This window comes from Legionella longbeachae (assembly GCF_004283175.1).
In the GTDB taxonomy this organism is placed as follows: domain Bacteria; phylum Pseudomonadota; class Gammaproteobacteria; order Legionellales; family Legionellaceae; genus Legionella; species Legionella longbeachae.
In genome coordinates, this window is sequence record NZ_RXNW01000001.1 from 28341 (window position 1) to 44302 (window position 15962).

Here is a 15962-nt window from a genome sequence, read left to right on the forward strand (position 1 = left end):
AAAAATATAAGAATTTCTTATGAACTACAAGCAAAATTATTTAAATTTAGGAGCTATACTGGCAGAGGCGGTATCTAAGGCCCCAAATCATTTATACGCTCGTTATTTAAAAGACGGAGAGCGGGAAGAAGTTTGTTTGTATTTTGAACAAATCTACAGTAAAGCTCAGGGTCTTGCCGCCTATTTGCAATCACAAATTAAACAAGGCGCAAGAGTAATATTACTTTTTAATAGTGGTTTAGAATTCCTCATTGCTTTTTGGGGCTGTATTTTAGGGGGCTTTATTGCTGTGCCCGCCAATACTCCTCGCGATGAAAGATCTTGGCGACGTATAGTCAACTTGATAAAAGACGCTCAAGCCGAGTTGGTTTTAACCACAGAAGATTTTGCGGAGAACCCTTATCTTTCTATTGTGCGTATATCGCTTGTTAACTACCATGATTCTTATCTCGGCTATTCTTTCACGCGACCCAATCTTCATTCAGACCATATTGCTTTTTTGCAATATACATCGGGTTCAACAGCTGATCCAAAAGGGGTGATTATCACGCATGATAATGTAATACATAATGCAAAAATGATTGCCACTGCTCTTAATGCAGTGCATGAAGGCCTTAATTTGGTTAGCTGGTTGCCTCATTATCATGATATGGGGCTATTGGGATGCATTATTACGCCTGCGTTGTATCAATCTACTTTAACCTTTATGTCGCCTTTGCATTTTTTACAGCGCCCAGCTCGCTGGCTAAAGGCTATTTCTCGTTATCAGGCGCGAGTCAGTGTAGGACCAAATTTTGCTTATAGGCTATGTACTAAAAAAATTAAGGCTCATGAACTAGAGGGTATTGATTTAAGTACATGGACTATTGCCTTGAATGGTGCTGAGCCAGTTTATGAAAAAACTTTAGAGCAATTTGCTGATGCTTTTGCTGCGTATGGTTTTCGTAAGCAAAGTTTTTTCCCAACATATGGTTTAGCCGAAGCTACTTTATTTGTCTCGGGAGGTCCCACAACTGAAACCCCTAAAACAATGAGCATGGTTGTAGATAATCATTCAAAAACATATGTCAGTTGTGGTAAGCCTGGCCTTGGTTTATCTCTAGCTATAATTGATCCTGAGACAAATCAATCACTAGTGGATAATCAGGTGGGTGAAATTTGCATTAGTGGTACTAATGTGACACAGGGATATTGGCGTAGGCCTGAATTAAATCATAATTTATTTATAGATTTGGCAGGTAGAGTTTTTCTCAAAACCGGCGATTTGGGTTTTATTAAAGAAGGCGAGTTATATGTATGTGGAAGAAGTAAAGACTTAATCATTATACGTGGACGGAATATCCATGCTCATGATTTAGAGCAATCTGTAATAGATTGCCATAGTTTGCTTAAAGCAGGTATTGTTGCTTTTGGTGTTACCAGGGATGAATTGGAAGAAGTTGTTTTATTAGTTGAAATGAGACCTAACACCCATCACAATGATCTTTGCGAGGTCAGAAAGGTTGTGTTGGAAACGTTGCTTAGCGAGCACGGTATAGAAGCTCAGGTAGTATTTATCGCGAAAGGCTCCTTATTAAAAACCAGTAGTGGCAAGTTAAAAAGAGCTCAATGCAAACAGCTTTATCTTGCTGGTGCTTTAGATGTGATAGGAAAATAAATGTACGACACACCATTTTTTGAAGACTGGCTAATAACGCATATTGCAGATGAGTTAGAGGTTAACCCAGATGAAATTCTCATAGATGTTCCTTTAGCCCAGTTAGGTTTAGATTCGCAAACGGCAATTACTATTTCAGGTAACTTGGAGATTTTATTAGAAACCAGGCTTGAGCCCACTCTTTTATTCGAATATCCCACCATTCAGGACTTAGCTCGGTATCTAGCAACTATCAAGCCAATTACTCCTGGAAAAAAACAAGCTTTGGATTTCACTTTATTTTTCTTTGCTTTGCAAGATCCAGTTGAAGGCAAATATGAATTAATCAAAAAAGCAGTGCAATTTGCCGATCAGCATGGCTTTAAAGCCGTCTGGATTCCTGAGCGTCATTTCAATGCAATGGGAGGAAATTTTCCCAATCCCTCAGTTATTTCTGCTGCTTTGGCGACTATGACGAAACAATTAAGTTTAAGGGCGGGGAGTGTCGTACTTCCTTTACACGATCCTTTAAGAGTAGTGGAAGAATGGTCGGTAGTGGATCAATTATCCCAAGGACGAGTGGAGCTATCTTTTGCCTCAGGTTGGCATGTGGATGATTTTGTACTGGCACCAGAAAATTATGAGCAAAGAAAGGAATATTTATTATCTCAAATTCCCATAGTGCGACAATTATGGAAAGGAGATGCAATTACACGGGTTAATGGACATGGAAATTCTATTCAAGTGCGTTCGTTTCCAAGACCCATACAAAGAGAATTGCCTGTATGGCTTACTGCTATTGGTAACCCTGATACCTTCAGACAGGCTGCCGAAATCGATGCCCACATTTTGACCTGCTTATTAACTCAGGATTTAACAGAACTAGCCAGCAAAATTAAATTATATAGAAACACCTTGGCGAGACATCATTTTAAACCCAAAAAGGTTTCTTTGTTCTTACATACTTTTGTAGGTGAATCAGTTGTTGAAGCGCGGACTTCAGTTTTAGAGCCTTTTCGGACCTACCTACGAGGTACTATTGAGTTGCTCGCTAATTACAGCCAACATGGCGATGTTGCTCTAGATGTAAATCAATTTAGTGACGAGCAAAAAGAAGAGTTATTTGATTTTGCCTTTGAACGTTACTTACAAGAACGTAGTCTGATTGGCGATATGGAGCAATGCCAAACAATGTTGAATAAGGTAAAAGAAGCGGATGTTAATGAAGTAGCGTGTATTATCGATTTTGGTTTAAGTTCTGAATCAGTGTTGGCGAGTTTAGAGCGATTGAATCAACTGCGAGAAGCAAATGCTTAGGTGTGTTTTTTTTCTATTAATTATTAGCCTAATGAATTGTTCCTGTTCTAGACAACCTTTAAAGCAGGTGAATGGGTATGTTGAAGGGCGTTATACTTATATCGCAACCAGTGTTTCAGGTCGTTTAATTAGACTTAATGTGACAAGAGGTACTCCTGTTAAACGGGGGCAGTTATTGTTCAACCTAGAGGTGGAGCCTGAATTAAAAGAAGAGCAAATCGCCCATGCGCGTGTCAAACAAGCGCAGAATGCCCGAGATGCAATAATTGCTAAACTAGCTTATGCAAAAGTTACCTATGAAAGGAACAAGAAATTAATAGAGATAAAAGCCATACAACAATCTTTACTCGATCAAGAAAAATCAAAATATGATGTTTTATTAGCACAACTTGCGCAAGCAGAGGATGATTTGTCAGCACTTAGCCTGAATTTAAAGCAGGCGCAATGGCGCCTCCAACAAAATAATAGCGTGGCACCTATAGATGGAATGGTTTTTGATATTTATTATCGAATTGGTGAATATACTCATGCCAATCAAGCAGTGCTTTCTTTATTGGCTCCAGAAGATGTAAAAGCAATTTTTTATGTTAATGGGCTTGACGTTAGTGCGCTACAATTAGGGCAGCAAATATCCGTTTTTAATGCTGGCCATAAAGAGTCATACAAGGCTCAAATCGATTATATCTCACCTTCTGTGGAGTTCACTCCACCGGTCATTTATAGTGATCAAACCCATGAGAAACTAACCTATCGTATTGAAGCCAAGTTTAGAACCCAGGATGCGTTTCATGTTCATCCAGGGCAACCTGTGACTATAAATTATGCAAGTCATGAATGAGCAATGGATTATAGATGTTTATGGTTTAAGCAAGCAATTTAACGGCAAAATGGCTGTTAATGAGCTTTCTTTACAAATAAAACAAGGTGAAATCTTTGGTTTTCTCGGGTCTAATGGAAGCGGAAAAACGACTACTATTCGTATGCTTTGCGGTTTAATTCAGCCCGATAAAGGACGCGGCACTTGTTTGGGCTATGATGTGATTTCTCAGGCTGCATTAATTAAATCCTCTTTAGGGTATGTTCCCCAGACCTTTAGTCTTTATCAAGATTTAACAGTTGAGGAAAATCTTAAATTTATTGCGCGTGCTAATAATGAAAAAAACTACCTTAATCGTATCAATGAGATCATAGGCGATCTTAACCTACATCCTTATCGCAACGTCTTGGCAGGAAATTTATCTGGTGGTTGGAAGCAGCAGGTGTCTTTAGCTGCGGCATTAATACATCAACCTAGATTATTGTTATTGGATGAACCCACTTCTGGCGTAGATCCAAAAACCAGACAAGCATTTTGGTCATACATCTCTTATTTAACCACTACGGGGATTACTGTTTTAGTGAGTACTCATTATATGGATGAGGCAGAAAAATGTAATAGATTGGCCTATATTGTCAATGGCGAATTAATGATTCAAGGTACTTTAGATCAAATGATGCAGCAAGTGAAACTATTTGCATTTTTGGTAGAGGGAAGTAACCTTGCTCATTTGGCTAATGAACTGCAAAATAAATCTCAAGTGGAGCAGGTTGTACATTGGGGTAATAGCTTAAGAGTATGCGATAGCAATGCTTTTTTATTAAAGGAATTAATAGACGCATATCCTAATTATCAATGGAATGCGGTAACAGCAAATTTAGAGGAAGTTTTTATTCACTTGGTTCACTCTAAAATAAGCAAAGGTCGGTGAATGGCTAGATTTTCATTATTTCGTCTGCATGGTTTAGTTGTTAAGGAATTTGTGCAACTTAAACGCGATCGATTTACTATGGCCCTGATTATTGGTTTACCCATTATTCAATTACTATTATTTGGATTGGCTATTAATGTAAATCCTAAACATTTGCCTACCGCTTTAATGAATTATGATCAAGGTCCTTTCGCACGTACTTTAATTCATGGATTGGAAAATACGAATTATTTTAAATTTGTTTATTTTCCACACACTGAAAAAGAAGCACAGTATTTACTTTCCACTAATCAAGTGAAATTTATCTTAACTATTCCTAGTGATTTTTCACGTAAATTGATAAGGAAAGAACACCCTGCGGCGTTGTTAGAAGCTGATGGCACGGATCCAGTATCTGTAGTTTACGCTTTATCTGCATCTAATAATTTAATGAGTACAGTATTTAATAATGATCTGATAGGTTCAATACATGAACCGATTCAACATCAAACTCCAGCAGAGTTGCGTACTCATATTAATTATAATGCCAGTGCAATCACTCAATATAATATAGTTCCAGGCTTATTAGGATTAGTTTTGAGTATGACTTTTGTCATGGTTTCAGCCATGGCATTAGCAAGAGAACGCGAAAGAGGGAATTGGGAATGTTTATTAGCTACTTCATTAAAACCTCTTGAAGTAATGATAGGCAAATCTTTGCCTTTGATTGTAATTGGATATCTGCAAGTATTTATCATCTTGATAATTGCCGTTTCGTTTTTTAGAATCCCGTTTTTGGGCAGTTTATGGTTATTCCTCCTTATCATTCTTCCTTTTATTTTAGCTAATTTATTTGTGGGTATCCTTTTTTCGACTTTTGCTAAAAATCAGCTTGAGGCGAGTCAGCTAAGTACCCTATTCATGATGCCTTCTTTATTGTTATCGGGTTTCGCTTTTCCCTTTAAGGGGATGCCCTATTGGGCTCAATTTATAGGTAATCTTTTGCCGCTGACTCATTTTAATAATATTGTTCGTGGCATGATGCTAAAAGGTATAGGTTTTCATGAGGTAATGATTGATTTAGGACCCATATTACTCTTTATGTGTGTTTCATTATTTTTAGCACTACGATTTTACAAGCAAACTTTGGATTAAAAACAAAGCCGAGCTGATAAACTATCAGCTATATGCTCTGTATAAGCCGTTCTTCTTTGGCGATACGCTGTTCGCTGCCTTCGTCCAGTAATTGAATATCTAATTGTAGGGTATGCTGATATGTATCTAATTCATCCAGTGCCTCTCTATTAAACAAATCTTGCAATGCTGCGGTAGTCTTATCACAACCATCAGCGTGATTGATTTCATCCCCATAACTAATTGGAACCAGGAGATGAACTTTGTTTGTTTGAGGGTTGATATGGATATATCGTGGTGCAGTTGGTTCGTTTGAAGAAATATACATCGTGTTCTTTTATAACTCATGCGTGGTTATGATAACTCAGATTTACTTTTAATTTCAATGCGATAAATGAATTCAAAGTATTCAAACAGTAAGCTGCAACAACGCCGAACAAGTCGCGGTACGTAAGGGGGGAGATTATCAACACGCCTTAATAAAGTTTGAACAATTGTTTATTTTTTAAAATCATAATCATTTTATGGACTTATAGATCACTCTGAAAAATAATCTTAATTATGATTGTGTTGATGAAGTAATAAAACGATAACGGATTATTCAATGAATGATAGATACAAATGACTAAATAATATTTCATAGATATTGTTAGTGGTAGTTATAAAATAGCTATAATATTTTCTTTAATTGAACCTTTGGGGAGAAGGCGTGCTGATTATGATTTTGATGAACTTTGGTGACTTAAGATGCTGATAAAACCTGATCTCAAAGACGAAGAAATCGTTAGATGTTTACGGAATGTATATGGATTGGATGTGGACAAAATCTTCTTTCTTCCTCTCGGCGCTGATCTTAATACGGCTGTATATCGTGTTACAACGAGCACGGAACGGGATTATTTTCTAAAGTTAAGGAGCGGGGAATTTAATGAAGCTTCGGTGTTGGTTCCGAAGTACCTTGCTGACTTAGGTTTCAGACAAGTGATTCCGCCTCTTACAACAACGGATGGGCAATTTTGGACAAGCTTGGCATCGTTCAAGGTAGTTATATATCCTTACGTGAAGGGACGTAACGGTGTGGAAGTGAATTTGTCAGATAAGCAGTGGATTGAATTTGGTGCAACCATGAAAAGATTTCACAGCGCTGATATTCCCCAAACAATAACAACTGGTGTACAAACGGAAACATTTTCTTCCAAATGGCACCAGACGGTAAGGGTATTCCTTGGACGCATCGATAATGAGGTTTTTGAAGAACCAATTGCAACTAAAATGGCATTGTTTTTGAAATCTCAAAAAGGGGAAATTCTTGAACTGATCAGGTGTGCCGAACATCTTGCAAGCAAGCTACAAAAACAACCTCATGAAAATATTTTATGCCACGCGGACATTCATGGATGGAACTTGTTCATTGACGAAGGAGGTGCACTGTATGTGGTTGACTGGGATACACTCCTTTTTGCTCCTAAAGAACGTGATCTAATGTTTATTGGTTCTGGTCTTGGTGATAGTGGGCGCACACCGTTTGAGGATGAGGCATTGTTTTATAATGGATATGGTCCAACGAATATAAACGATGATGCTATAGCCTACTATCGCTGCCAGCGTGTCATTGAAGATATAGGTGTGTATTGCGAACAAATTTTTCTGTCAGATGAAGGCGGGGAAGATCGGTTACAGTCTTTTAAATATTTGCAATCCAATTTTCTGCCTAATGGCACAATAGAGAGGGCTTTTCAGTCCTGCAAGTCAAGGGAAAATCAAAAATGAAAATGCATCCTGGGTATAGTCAATATATTAAAAATTTTTTGTATGATCGTTTCTTTTTTTATTAATGTTTTATTCTATGAAGTGCTTATCAGTTAGCATTTTTAATAATTTTTATCCTTTCTTTTGGGCAACCCATACTGTTGCTTCCCCGCATTCTGGATCTCTCACTTTGTGTATAAGTACTTTAAAATGACAATCTAAAAGGATTTGAGTATATTCTTCGGCAGAAAGAGATGCATGATATAAATCATGTCCTCCGTTATCACCCCAGACTTCCCCATATTCGGGGCCTGAAGTAAATAGTAATAAACCATTTTGTTCGACCAGAGATGAAAGGGATTTTAATACCATTCGCTGATCATCATGAGGTAAGTGAAATAAGCTGTGCCAAGCAATTACAGCATGAAATTTATCTTGTAAATTTAGAGTGCGCATATCAGAAAGCAACCATTTTCCATTCGGAAATCGTTTATTACATAAATCAATCATTTTTTTACTTGCATCTACACCTGTGACTTTATAACCTCTTTTAATTAAAAATTGTGCTATTGGTTCACCAGTCCCACAGCCTACGTCTAATACACTGCCTTCTGATGGAATATGATTTTGTAAAAAATCCAAATAGAATTTTTCCAAATCAAGTTCCTTATTACGATGGCTATCAAACCAGTCAATTATTTCATCATAAAGGAGGTAGACCTTATTCTTATTTTTTTCTTTATAGCTTTGGTATCTGCAATAGGATGCATGCGGTATTTCAGTTGAGTAAAACCACCGCCAATACATTTGGTTTCAAGATGTTCAAGTTCAATATCATGTACCAATCGCCCAAATAGCGAACGACCAGATCCCAGTAATACCGGAGCGATTGTTATCGTTAAATCACTGATCAGATTATCAGCAATAAAATTTTGGATGGTAATACCTCCATCAATATATAGGCGTTTAAAACCTCGTTTTGTTAACCGCTTAACTAAATCAGTTGGAGTTTCAGATGACGCGGAAACATTAGTTTTTAAGCGGTCAGGTATTTCTATGGGTTGGCTACTTAATACGATTATTGGGAGATCACCATATGGCCAAGATTCAAACGATAATACCATTTCGAAGGAATGCCGCCCCATTATCAGTCCGTCAACTGTCGATATGAATTCTTTATAGCCTCCATCCTCACCAGGCGGCACAAGAGTATTTGCTTTCATCAACCAATCAATAGACCCATTATTTCGGGCAATAAAACCATCAAGACTGGTAGCAATAAAAACAGAACATTTGGCTAGCATAATAAATTACCTTTTTCTTTCATCTGGCAACCCTAGGGGGTTGTCTCTATCTAATGAATTCACTTGATTGCTGTGTCCAATAATTATAATAAGCCTCCTTAACTGCTAACAACTCATTATGTGATCCTGATTCTACAATAGGACCATTTTCGAGCACTAAAATTTTATCCATTGCTTTTAGCGTCGATAGTCGATGTGCAATAATAAGGGCGGTTTTGTCTTTGAGTAAGGTTTCCAATGCCTCTTGTATCGCTTGCTCTGTAGCAGAGTCCAATGCAGAGGTAGCTTCGTCAAACAATAAAATAGGGGCGTTTTTTAAAATTGCGCGCGCAATCGCGATACGTTGTCGTTGACCTCCTGATAATTTTACACCTTGCTCACCGATAATTGTCTCATATTGGTGCTCTAGTGAGGTAATAAAATCATGGCATTTGGCTTTTTTGGCAGCTGCAATGACTTCCTCTTTACTCACGTGCCTACAGCCATAAGCGATATTTTCAAAAATACTGCGATGAAATAAGTTTAAGTGTTGTGGAACAATAGCAATCTGGCTGCGTAACGAATCTTTAGTAAAACAAGTAAGGTTTATGTCGTCTATCTCAACATTTCCTTTGGATATTGTATGGCTAGAAGCGCTTTTATTGTCCGCTACATCGGGTTGATGCTTCAATAAATTTAACCCATCTTGTAATAAGCCAATGTTATAAACGAACGCTAAAAAGCAATTGCCAAGGCTGCTGGTTAGGCCTGCAATGGCTGTTAACGCTGCCATTACGAATACTAGTTCGCCAATGCTCACCGGATGGTTTACGTATCAAATAATGGAACCGATAAGATAAAATGCAACGAGAGCATTCATCGCAAGATACTGTAAAAACATAACCTTATTGGAATGACGATTACGAAGGCGTTCTTTGTCAATTAAGTCATTCATATTTTTTTTGAGTAATTTTATCTCGTATTCAAAAGTGGCATTATGAATAACAGATTGAATATTCCCAATAATATCAACAATGGCTGTTATAAAAGAGTGCTATTTTATGGGCGCTGTTTTGTGCCAATAGTACTGTGGTGTATATGCCAGTTCGTTTTTTATCAGGGTTTAGTCTGTTGTGACGAATAGTATCTATAATTCGAAGAACAGTATCATCATTGTGAATTAAAGAGCCATTAGCGGCGAGTATCTCTAATGCTGGGAATACTAATAACGCACAACCAGCTAATTCTTCCATGAGTTGCCATTGGGTAGAGGAGGGAATGGGAAAACCAATGAGCGATTGAAAATATTCTTGTCGATTAAAAGGCATGGCCATGTAGTATTTTGTAAGGCTAACATGGCTTTAAAACTTGGATGATATTTTTCCTGGTGGACATGAGCTGGAATATTGGCTGAAAAAAACTCATTGCACAAAGCGCATCGTAACTTCTCAATCCAGTATTTATCAACAGATGCTAGATTTTTCCCTTTGATGTTAACGAGGATGATGTAGGCGCTATGTGGAAGGCGTCCAAGTCCTCTTGGATCTTTGGGCTCATGGCTCTCATCATTAGAAGGGCTGGTTTCGGATTCCTCTGCAGCAGTGTTATTCTGTTCTGCCTTTGGAGATTTGTCTTGTTGTTGCTTCGTGGCCTTATCTCCTTTGCTAAAGATAAGCTGCTTTAAATTGGATGCAGTGATTTTATGTTCGACCAGTGCGCGCGGGATCCAAGAGGCCAGGTGAATACAGCCAATGACAAAAGTTTTTATTCCCTCAGGTAGGTTTGATGAGTACACCAATGCAACGATCTGCTCAACTTCTTCCTGTGATTTTTCAATGACAATGGGCTATTCTTTTGCTGGTGTCATTAGCAACACAGCTCCTCTTAAGGGCAGCAAGATTATCTAGCAGTCGTAATAAAATTAATAGGTTGTGCTGAAAATAATGAATCAATGCTTTTTTGCTGCAAAGTCACAGTTGAGTAGCAAAGAAATTAGTTTGCTTCAGAACATTTTCGACAGAGCCCGAATGTTATTGCTAAATTATTTCTAATAATTCTTTATTTATTGATTTAATATTAGGAGTAGGCGAGCAGGCATGCAATCATTATTGGTACATAGCTCGTACCTCTAGGGAATTGTATTTTAAACCATATTTCACAACCATTTAATTGATTGCAGTCATATTTATTGATATGCAACGCTGTAGTTCTGTAAATTGATTACTTATGTAAGAGGAACAGGAAACAACTTGTGGGCATAATCGATCAGAAGGGACTTTATAAGTGACTCCTGAAATAGGTTTTGAAACCCGAAGCTCATCTGAAGCATCATCGATGATGCATTGCCATAGGGATGTGCTTATTTCTTCGGAAAACCTACGCAAATCTGTTTAAATCAATAAATTCTTTTGTCGATTTATTCTTTATAAAATTTGAAACCATCTTTTAGAAGCCCAAAAAGCGGAGATAAAGCTAAACAAATATTTGCGAGTAAGTAGCAATTGTATTTACCGACTGAAGAGCAACTTGAGAAGGAAATTAGAAGAGAAGTTTTAATTCTAAAACAACAATAGGGAAGAGTACCGACGTCATATTTTGATGGAACTCAATAAGGGTGAAAGTTGCCACAGTTTAGCACGCACTCTATAGGGAAAACGTGATCAAATTCATGAAAAATACCGAGAAGGATAAGAAGACTCGCTCAATGCATTGGGGTTAGCAACTAATGCTATTGTATTGTGGAATACAGTGTACATGCAGGCTGCAGTAGATTATTTACGCGCACAAGGTGAGGTGATAAATGAAGAAGATGAAAAAAGGCTATCACCATTAGGGCTGAAGTATGTTAATCTCTTGGGATACTTTTCATTTATGTTGCCTAAAGTTGTAGCAGAAGGTCAATTGAGACCACTCAATGTTGCTGAAAAGCTAGGGCTGGCGTAATGATTATTGCTTAGAGTACCTTTTCGTTCTAATGATTGTCACACCCCAATCGCTATTAACCATCAAGTTTATGTTGTTAGGATAGTGAATCTGAACCAACAATTCAACATCATTTTTTCAGTAAAAACTCGCGCTATATTATCAAAATATTTGATATGACATATAAGTAGAATTAATTGGATTGATTTGTTCAATTTGAATAAAATTTGAATAATTTGTAACTTATTGAATATACATTGAAAATAACATGTGACCTTATTTTGTCCCTTGATCGAACTGAATTGTCACCATATTTTAACTTAGAAAAACAGCAATGAGAGGCTATTAATGCTAAAAAAAAGACTGAAATCCATAACGTATTCGGAAATAATGCCAGTAACCAATGTAAGGTTATTAATGCTAAAAAAAAGACTGGAGTCCATACCTTATTCGAAAATAATACCATTAATCAATGAAGTTATCGATCAAGGTAATAAAGATGATATAGAGTTATTAAAAAAAGCAACTTTTTCTGTCAATCTTGAAACAAACACCGGTGACTTAGTGTTAGGCGGAGCCACTTTTCTCATTTATGTGGTCGCTATGAATGATGCTAAAACTCTGGAGAAAATGATAAATCATGGCTTTGATTATAATCAGGCTTTAACCCAATGGAACGGAAAAAAGGGACACATTAGTCCATTGATGCTTGCTTGCCCTTGTAATTATTTAGAGATAGTAGATATTCTTTTAAAGAATAACGCCAATTTATCAGGATATTATCCAGATAATATAGGCTTATTTGGAATAGCAGCACGAGTTTCTAGTAGAGGAATACTCGACTTATTATTGAATCATGCTAAAAACAAAGGAACAATTAAAGAGTTTTTATCAAATACAGTTATGAAAAATAACGTACTTGAAACAATCTTTGTTCCAGAGGAGGGTATGCTTAATTTAATTCAAATTATTTTAAACCCCAAATTTAATTCGGCTCTGACCCTCAAAGACTTAAGGTTTTTTTCGCCCCTAATTAAAGACTATTATCAATCTGAATATAAATCACTCCCACTGAGTACGGATAAAGCAAGTTGCAATCAAAGTTCATCTCCCTCATTTTTTCACCCTAAGGCAGCGAAGGAGCAAATCACCAAAGAAATGGCAATTACTAACACGCTCGCGGCCTATAAAAAAATCCTGGCAGATCCATTAACATGCTTCACTCTTCTACGAGAATTAGAAAATGCCATTACTTTAAAGGTACAAAATACATTCCATACACCTAATTTAAACGAGCTTGTCAGCACTGAATATACAGTCGAATCTCATTTAGCCATGCAATGGCCTATTCCTAAACGCACTTATCAGCCCTTAAAGTTGGATAGCCTATTAAGTCTCTCCATCATAGACGAGTTACAAAAATTTGGTTGTGGTCAGTCCTCTTATAAATGGTATGGATTTGTTAATGATACAACAGCAAGTTCTCATATCATTGATGGGGCGCATACCACGGAAAATACTTTGGATATCAGTGCCCTACTGCATGGAAAATATTCTCACTCCATTCAATTGCTGGTTTTAATGTACGCCATTGAAGATAATTTAATAGATGTTTCCTATGGAGATGATCAAAAACTAGAAATTCGCGATCTTTTGCGAGGACTCGTCACTCCAGCAGAGGATGGAGAAAAGCCCTGGGCAACAATCAATGATCACATTTATTTTGACCATGCATCCTTTAGTGGACCTCATTTTTTACATAGCACTCTAATGAGCGAGAGCCATAAATATGGCCTACCCAATTTAGAGCAAGCTTTGAAAAACAGTTTTTGCAAGGCATTATTGCGCTCCATGGAGTTTTACAACAAAAACCATCATGGTGAGTTTTTATCACCAAGCGATTTATGGAATAATTTGATTTCGTTACATAATCCAAGACTCTTTTTCTCATCTATAGAGAGGAAAACTCACTTTTTTAGACCTGCTAAAAACTCGATCCGGGATGAAGAACAATTAGAATCTGGAAAAGGTCTACATGTCGAAGAAACATACATAGTATCAAAAAAATTTTTAGCTCGATAATCACAAAATGGCTACTGGAGTTGTTATTCAAAATATCAACTCTATAAAAACATGTTATAGCCTCGCTTATATAAACTCCTACTTGACTGTTGGGCTATGTGCTTGCTAGCCCAACTTTTGATTACTGGGGGGTGTTTCTGTTATTGATGAATGTATTCTTCCTGGTCTTCAAACTCTTCTTTTTCTTCAGGAATAGTAGGTAACACCGTACATGCATTAGAACTACTTGGTTCAAAAATACTAAATTGAACAAGATTAGAGTTATTAGATGGATTCTCACATGATGTTACTCGATTTCCTGAGTGAGTGAGCATATCGATTTCTTTTTGAATTTGTTGTTGTCCACTGTTCATTGCCTTAATTTTGGGCGCCAATTCAGAAATTTTCGAAAGGAGATCACTTTGCTCTTCTTGCAAGGGATCAAGTTGCTTACCTAATTTTTTTTTCGCTTTCTTTTTAAGGGAATGATCTTGTTGCACTTCTTTTATAGCATCAATTTGTGCTTTTATCATGGATGCTTGCAACATATAACTTTTCATTGGGGTAGTAACCGATTTTCTGGAAGCTTCTTTCATATGTTCCAGCTGTTCACGTAAAGAATACCTTGTGTTTTCTAAATGATCTAATTTGTCTGCATGGTATTTCTTAAAATCACAGTCCCATTTTGTTTCTGCAATGTAATTTTCTAAGACAGGGGTTAGTTGACTGACATAGCTTGTCAAATCTAACAGGTTGTTGCCAGTATACAGGCTTAATTCATTAGTAAGGCCAGGTGCTATAATAATGGCAAGATTATTATAAGTCATAAAATTAATTTCCTGGTATTTACCTACTTGATGCATTAAATGGAAATAATGATAAAGAATTTCTCCTGCACGTTGATGATCTATTCTCTTTGAAAGAAGAAGATCACTAATGAAGTTATCCAATAATTGAGCCGCTATAGTGTTTTTAATGTCTTCCTCTTGATGAGATTCTAATAATGATTTCAATTTTTTAGAAAAAGATACAAGTAGATCATCTGTGGAAGCTAATATTTGACTCTCTTTTAGCATTGCAGAGATCATCCCTAAAACATTATGGAGATGTTCGTTATTAACTGTATTTTCATTCATTATGTAGTTACTCAATACTTCTACATTAAAATGATCTCCAATAAGTTGTTCAAGTAAACGCTCTATTTCCTCTTTCGAGCCTGGGATCCGAAAAATTCCTTGTGTATGTAATAACTCTTGATATTGCGATATTAACTGAACAATTGAGCGGAACACATTAACTATAGTATGTGTATTGTAAGGTCCTGCCATTAATTTTCTCCTGAATAATTAGTAACAGGTGAAATGTTAGCATGACATTATATTTTGATTGATATTTTTAAATATAGAGCAATTGAGAATCATTTTTTGGTTTTCTTGTAGTATAAACTCTCTGATAACTCACAAAATTTTGCATTTTTTATAAGAATTAAATCCGACTTTGTTCTTTAATTGTCTTCTATCGTAGCCTTGATATTACGGTATCAAGTAACTAATATTATACTAAATGATTAAAAATATACCCTAATGGTCATCGTTTTATTTCTATGACCCTGCTAAAAACGATATAGGAGATTTATATGGATACAAACATCGAGTTAAATGCAATGAATCCTTCTGAAAGCAGATCAAATGAGGAAATTGGTACAACAGATGAGGTAGTTAATGCTACGTCTGAGGATGTTTATAAATATCAAAAAATAAGCCTGCTCATACCTAAGCTAATTACAACAATAGAACAAATCGAAATGTTAGATCAAAATACTGAAATGAATATTGAATTAAAAAAATCAAGAAAAAGGCTGGCATCAATAGTTATCGATAATACAAGTCCAAATGCTGAGGATATAAAAGAGTTTACCGATTCTCTTTCAAGCGCACTTTACGGATTAAGTACAGGAATGAGTTTAATTGATATGAGAGGCATGATACCAGAAAAGAAAAATCGTGCTGTAGATTTGTTCGCTGATATTTCCTTAATCCAGGAGGATATTGTTAAGCTCGCTAGCTAAGCATGAACTATGTTGCTTTTCTTGTTATAAATTAATGGTAACTACATACCATTGTTTATCAAGCC

The 15962-nt window shown here is 36.5% G+C and carries 16 protein-coding genes and 1 pseudogene; 9 read left to right on the forward strand and 8 right to left on the reverse strand.

Annotation, left to right across the window (positions count from 1 at the left end):
• Nucleotides 1-19: 19 nt before the first annotated feature.
• The 5 genes from EKG34_RS00060 to EKG34_RS00080 are packed head-to-tail and all read left to right on the forward strand — an operon-like array spanning nucleotide 20 to nucleotide 5835.
• Nucleotides 20-1657: a fatty acyl-AMP ligase gene (locus EKG34_RS00060; protein ID WP_003632370.1), complete on the forward strand. Its 1638-nt coding sequence runs from the start codon at nucleotides 20-22 to the stop codon at nucleotides 1655-1657.
• The gene (locus EKG34_RS00065; RefSeq protein WP_003632369.1) at nucleotides 1658-2953 is read left to right on the forward strand and encodes a MupA/Atu3671 family FMN-dependent luciferase-like monooxygenase; all 1296 of its coding nucleotides are present in this window, start codon (nucleotides 1658-1660) and stop codon (nucleotides 2951-2953) included.
• Entirely contained in the window at nucleotides 2946-3791 is an 846-nt protein-coding gene (locus EKG34_RS00070; RefSeq protein WP_012978947.1) for an HlyD family secretion protein, read from the forward strand. Before EKG34_RS00065 ends, EKG34_RS00070 begins: the two co-directional genes overlap by 8 nt.
• Nucleotides 3775-4701, forward strand: coding sequence for an ABC transporter ATP-binding protein (locus EKG34_RS00075; RefSeq protein WP_012978948.1), 927 nt, complete (start codon nucleotides 3775-3777; stop codon nucleotides 4699-4701). The genes EKG34_RS00070 and EKG34_RS00075 overlap by 17 nt, the downstream gene beginning before the upstream one ends.
• Complete coding sequence (locus EKG34_RS00080) at nucleotides 4702-5835, forward strand: ABC transporter permease (protein WP_003632366.1); 1134 nt, start codon at nucleotides 4702-4704, stop codon at nucleotides 5833-5835.
• A 28-nt stretch (nucleotides 5836-5863) separates the two neighbouring features.
• On the opposite strand, the gene EKG34_RS00085 is transcribed toward EKG34_RS00080, so the two are convergent.
• Complete coding sequence (locus EKG34_RS00085) at nucleotides 5864-6142, reverse strand: hypothetical protein (RefSeq protein WP_003632365.1); 279 nt, start codon at nucleotides 6140-6142, stop codon at nucleotides 5864-5866.
• A gap of 488 nt (nucleotides 6143-6630) precedes the next feature.
• Between EKG34_RS00085 and EKG34_RS00090 the strand changes: the two genes are divergently transcribed.
• Nucleotides 6631-7584: a phosphotransferase enzyme family protein gene (locus EKG34_RS00090; RefSeq protein WP_223800107.1), complete on the forward strand. Its 954-nt coding sequence runs from the start codon at nucleotides 6631-6633 to the stop codon at nucleotides 7582-7584.
• A 111-nt stretch (nucleotides 7585-7695) separates the two neighbouring features.
• Here EKG34_RS00090 and EKG34_RS18450 read toward each other — a convergent pair whose 3' ends face one another.
• The 6 genes from EKG34_RS18450 to EKG34_RS00115 form a co-directional block, all read right to left on the reverse strand.
• A complete protein-coding gene (locus EKG34_RS18450; protein ID WP_003632363.1) occupies nucleotides 7696-8220 on the reverse strand; it encodes a class I SAM-dependent methyltransferase in 525 nt (174 codons plus the stop codon).
• Between the two features lie 38 nt (nucleotides 8221-8258).
• Nucleotides 8259-8867, reverse strand: a complete 609-nt coding sequence (locus tag EKG34_RS18455; protein ID WP_003632362.1) for a dihydrofolate reductase family protein — start codon at nucleotides 8865-8867, stop codon at nucleotides 8259-8261.
• Between the two features lie 46 nt (nucleotides 8868-8913).
• On the reverse strand, nucleotides 8914-9639 hold the full coding sequence (locus tag EKG34_RS00100; protein WP_003632361.1) for an ABC transporter ATP-binding protein: 726 nt from the start codon (nucleotides 9637-9639) through the stop codon (nucleotides 8914-8916).
• Nucleotides 9640-9874: 235 nt separating this feature from the next.
• On the reverse strand, nucleotides 9875-10180 hold the full coding sequence (locus tag EKG34_RS00105; RefSeq protein ID WP_338033830.1) for a hypothetical protein: 306 nt from the start codon (nucleotides 10178-10180) through the stop codon (nucleotides 9875-9877).
• Nucleotides 10087-10641, reverse strand: coding sequence for a hypothetical protein (locus EKG34_RS18460; RefSeq protein WP_223800108.1), 555 nt, complete (start codon nucleotides 10639-10641; stop codon nucleotides 10087-10089). The genes EKG34_RS00105 and EKG34_RS18460 overlap by 94 nt, the downstream gene beginning before the upstream one ends.
• A gap of 370 nt (nucleotides 10642-11011) precedes the next feature.
• Nucleotides 11012-11230: a hypothetical protein gene (locus EKG34_RS00115; protein ID WP_125461277.1), complete on the reverse strand. Its 219-nt coding sequence runs from the start codon at nucleotides 11228-11230 to the stop codon at nucleotides 11012-11014.
• A 319-nt stretch (nucleotides 11231-11549) separates the two neighbouring features.
• Here EKG34_RS00115 and EKG34_RS00120 point away from each other — a divergent pair.
• Both EKG34_RS00120 and EKG34_RS00125 read left to right on the forward strand, forming a co-directional pair.
• Nucleotides 11550-11789, forward strand: a pseudogene (locus tag EKG34_RS00120) (Tn3 family transposase); the annotation flags it as partial.
• A gap of 396 nt (nucleotides 11790-12185) precedes the next feature.
• Nucleotides 12186-13850, forward strand: coding sequence for an ankyrin repeat domain-containing protein (locus EKG34_RS00125; RefSeq protein WP_105166093.1), 1665 nt, complete (start codon nucleotides 12186-12188; stop codon nucleotides 13848-13850).
• A gap of 140 nt (nucleotides 13851-13990) precedes the next feature.
• Here EKG34_RS00125 and EKG34_RS00130 read toward each other — a convergent pair whose 3' ends face one another.
• Nucleotides 13991-15157, reverse strand: a complete 1167-nt coding sequence (locus EKG34_RS00130; protein WP_003632354.1) for a Rho GTPase-activating protein — start codon at nucleotides 15155-15157, stop codon at nucleotides 13991-13993.
• A 308-nt stretch (nucleotides 15158-15465) separates the two neighbouring features.
• On the opposite strand from EKG34_RS00130, the gene EKG34_RS00135 reads away from it, so the two are divergent.
• Complete coding sequence (locus EKG34_RS00135; protein ID WP_003632353.1) at nucleotides 15466-15897, forward strand: hypothetical protein; 432 nt, start codon at nucleotides 15466-15468, stop codon at nucleotides 15895-15897.
• Nucleotides 15898-15962: the final 65 nt, after the last annotated feature.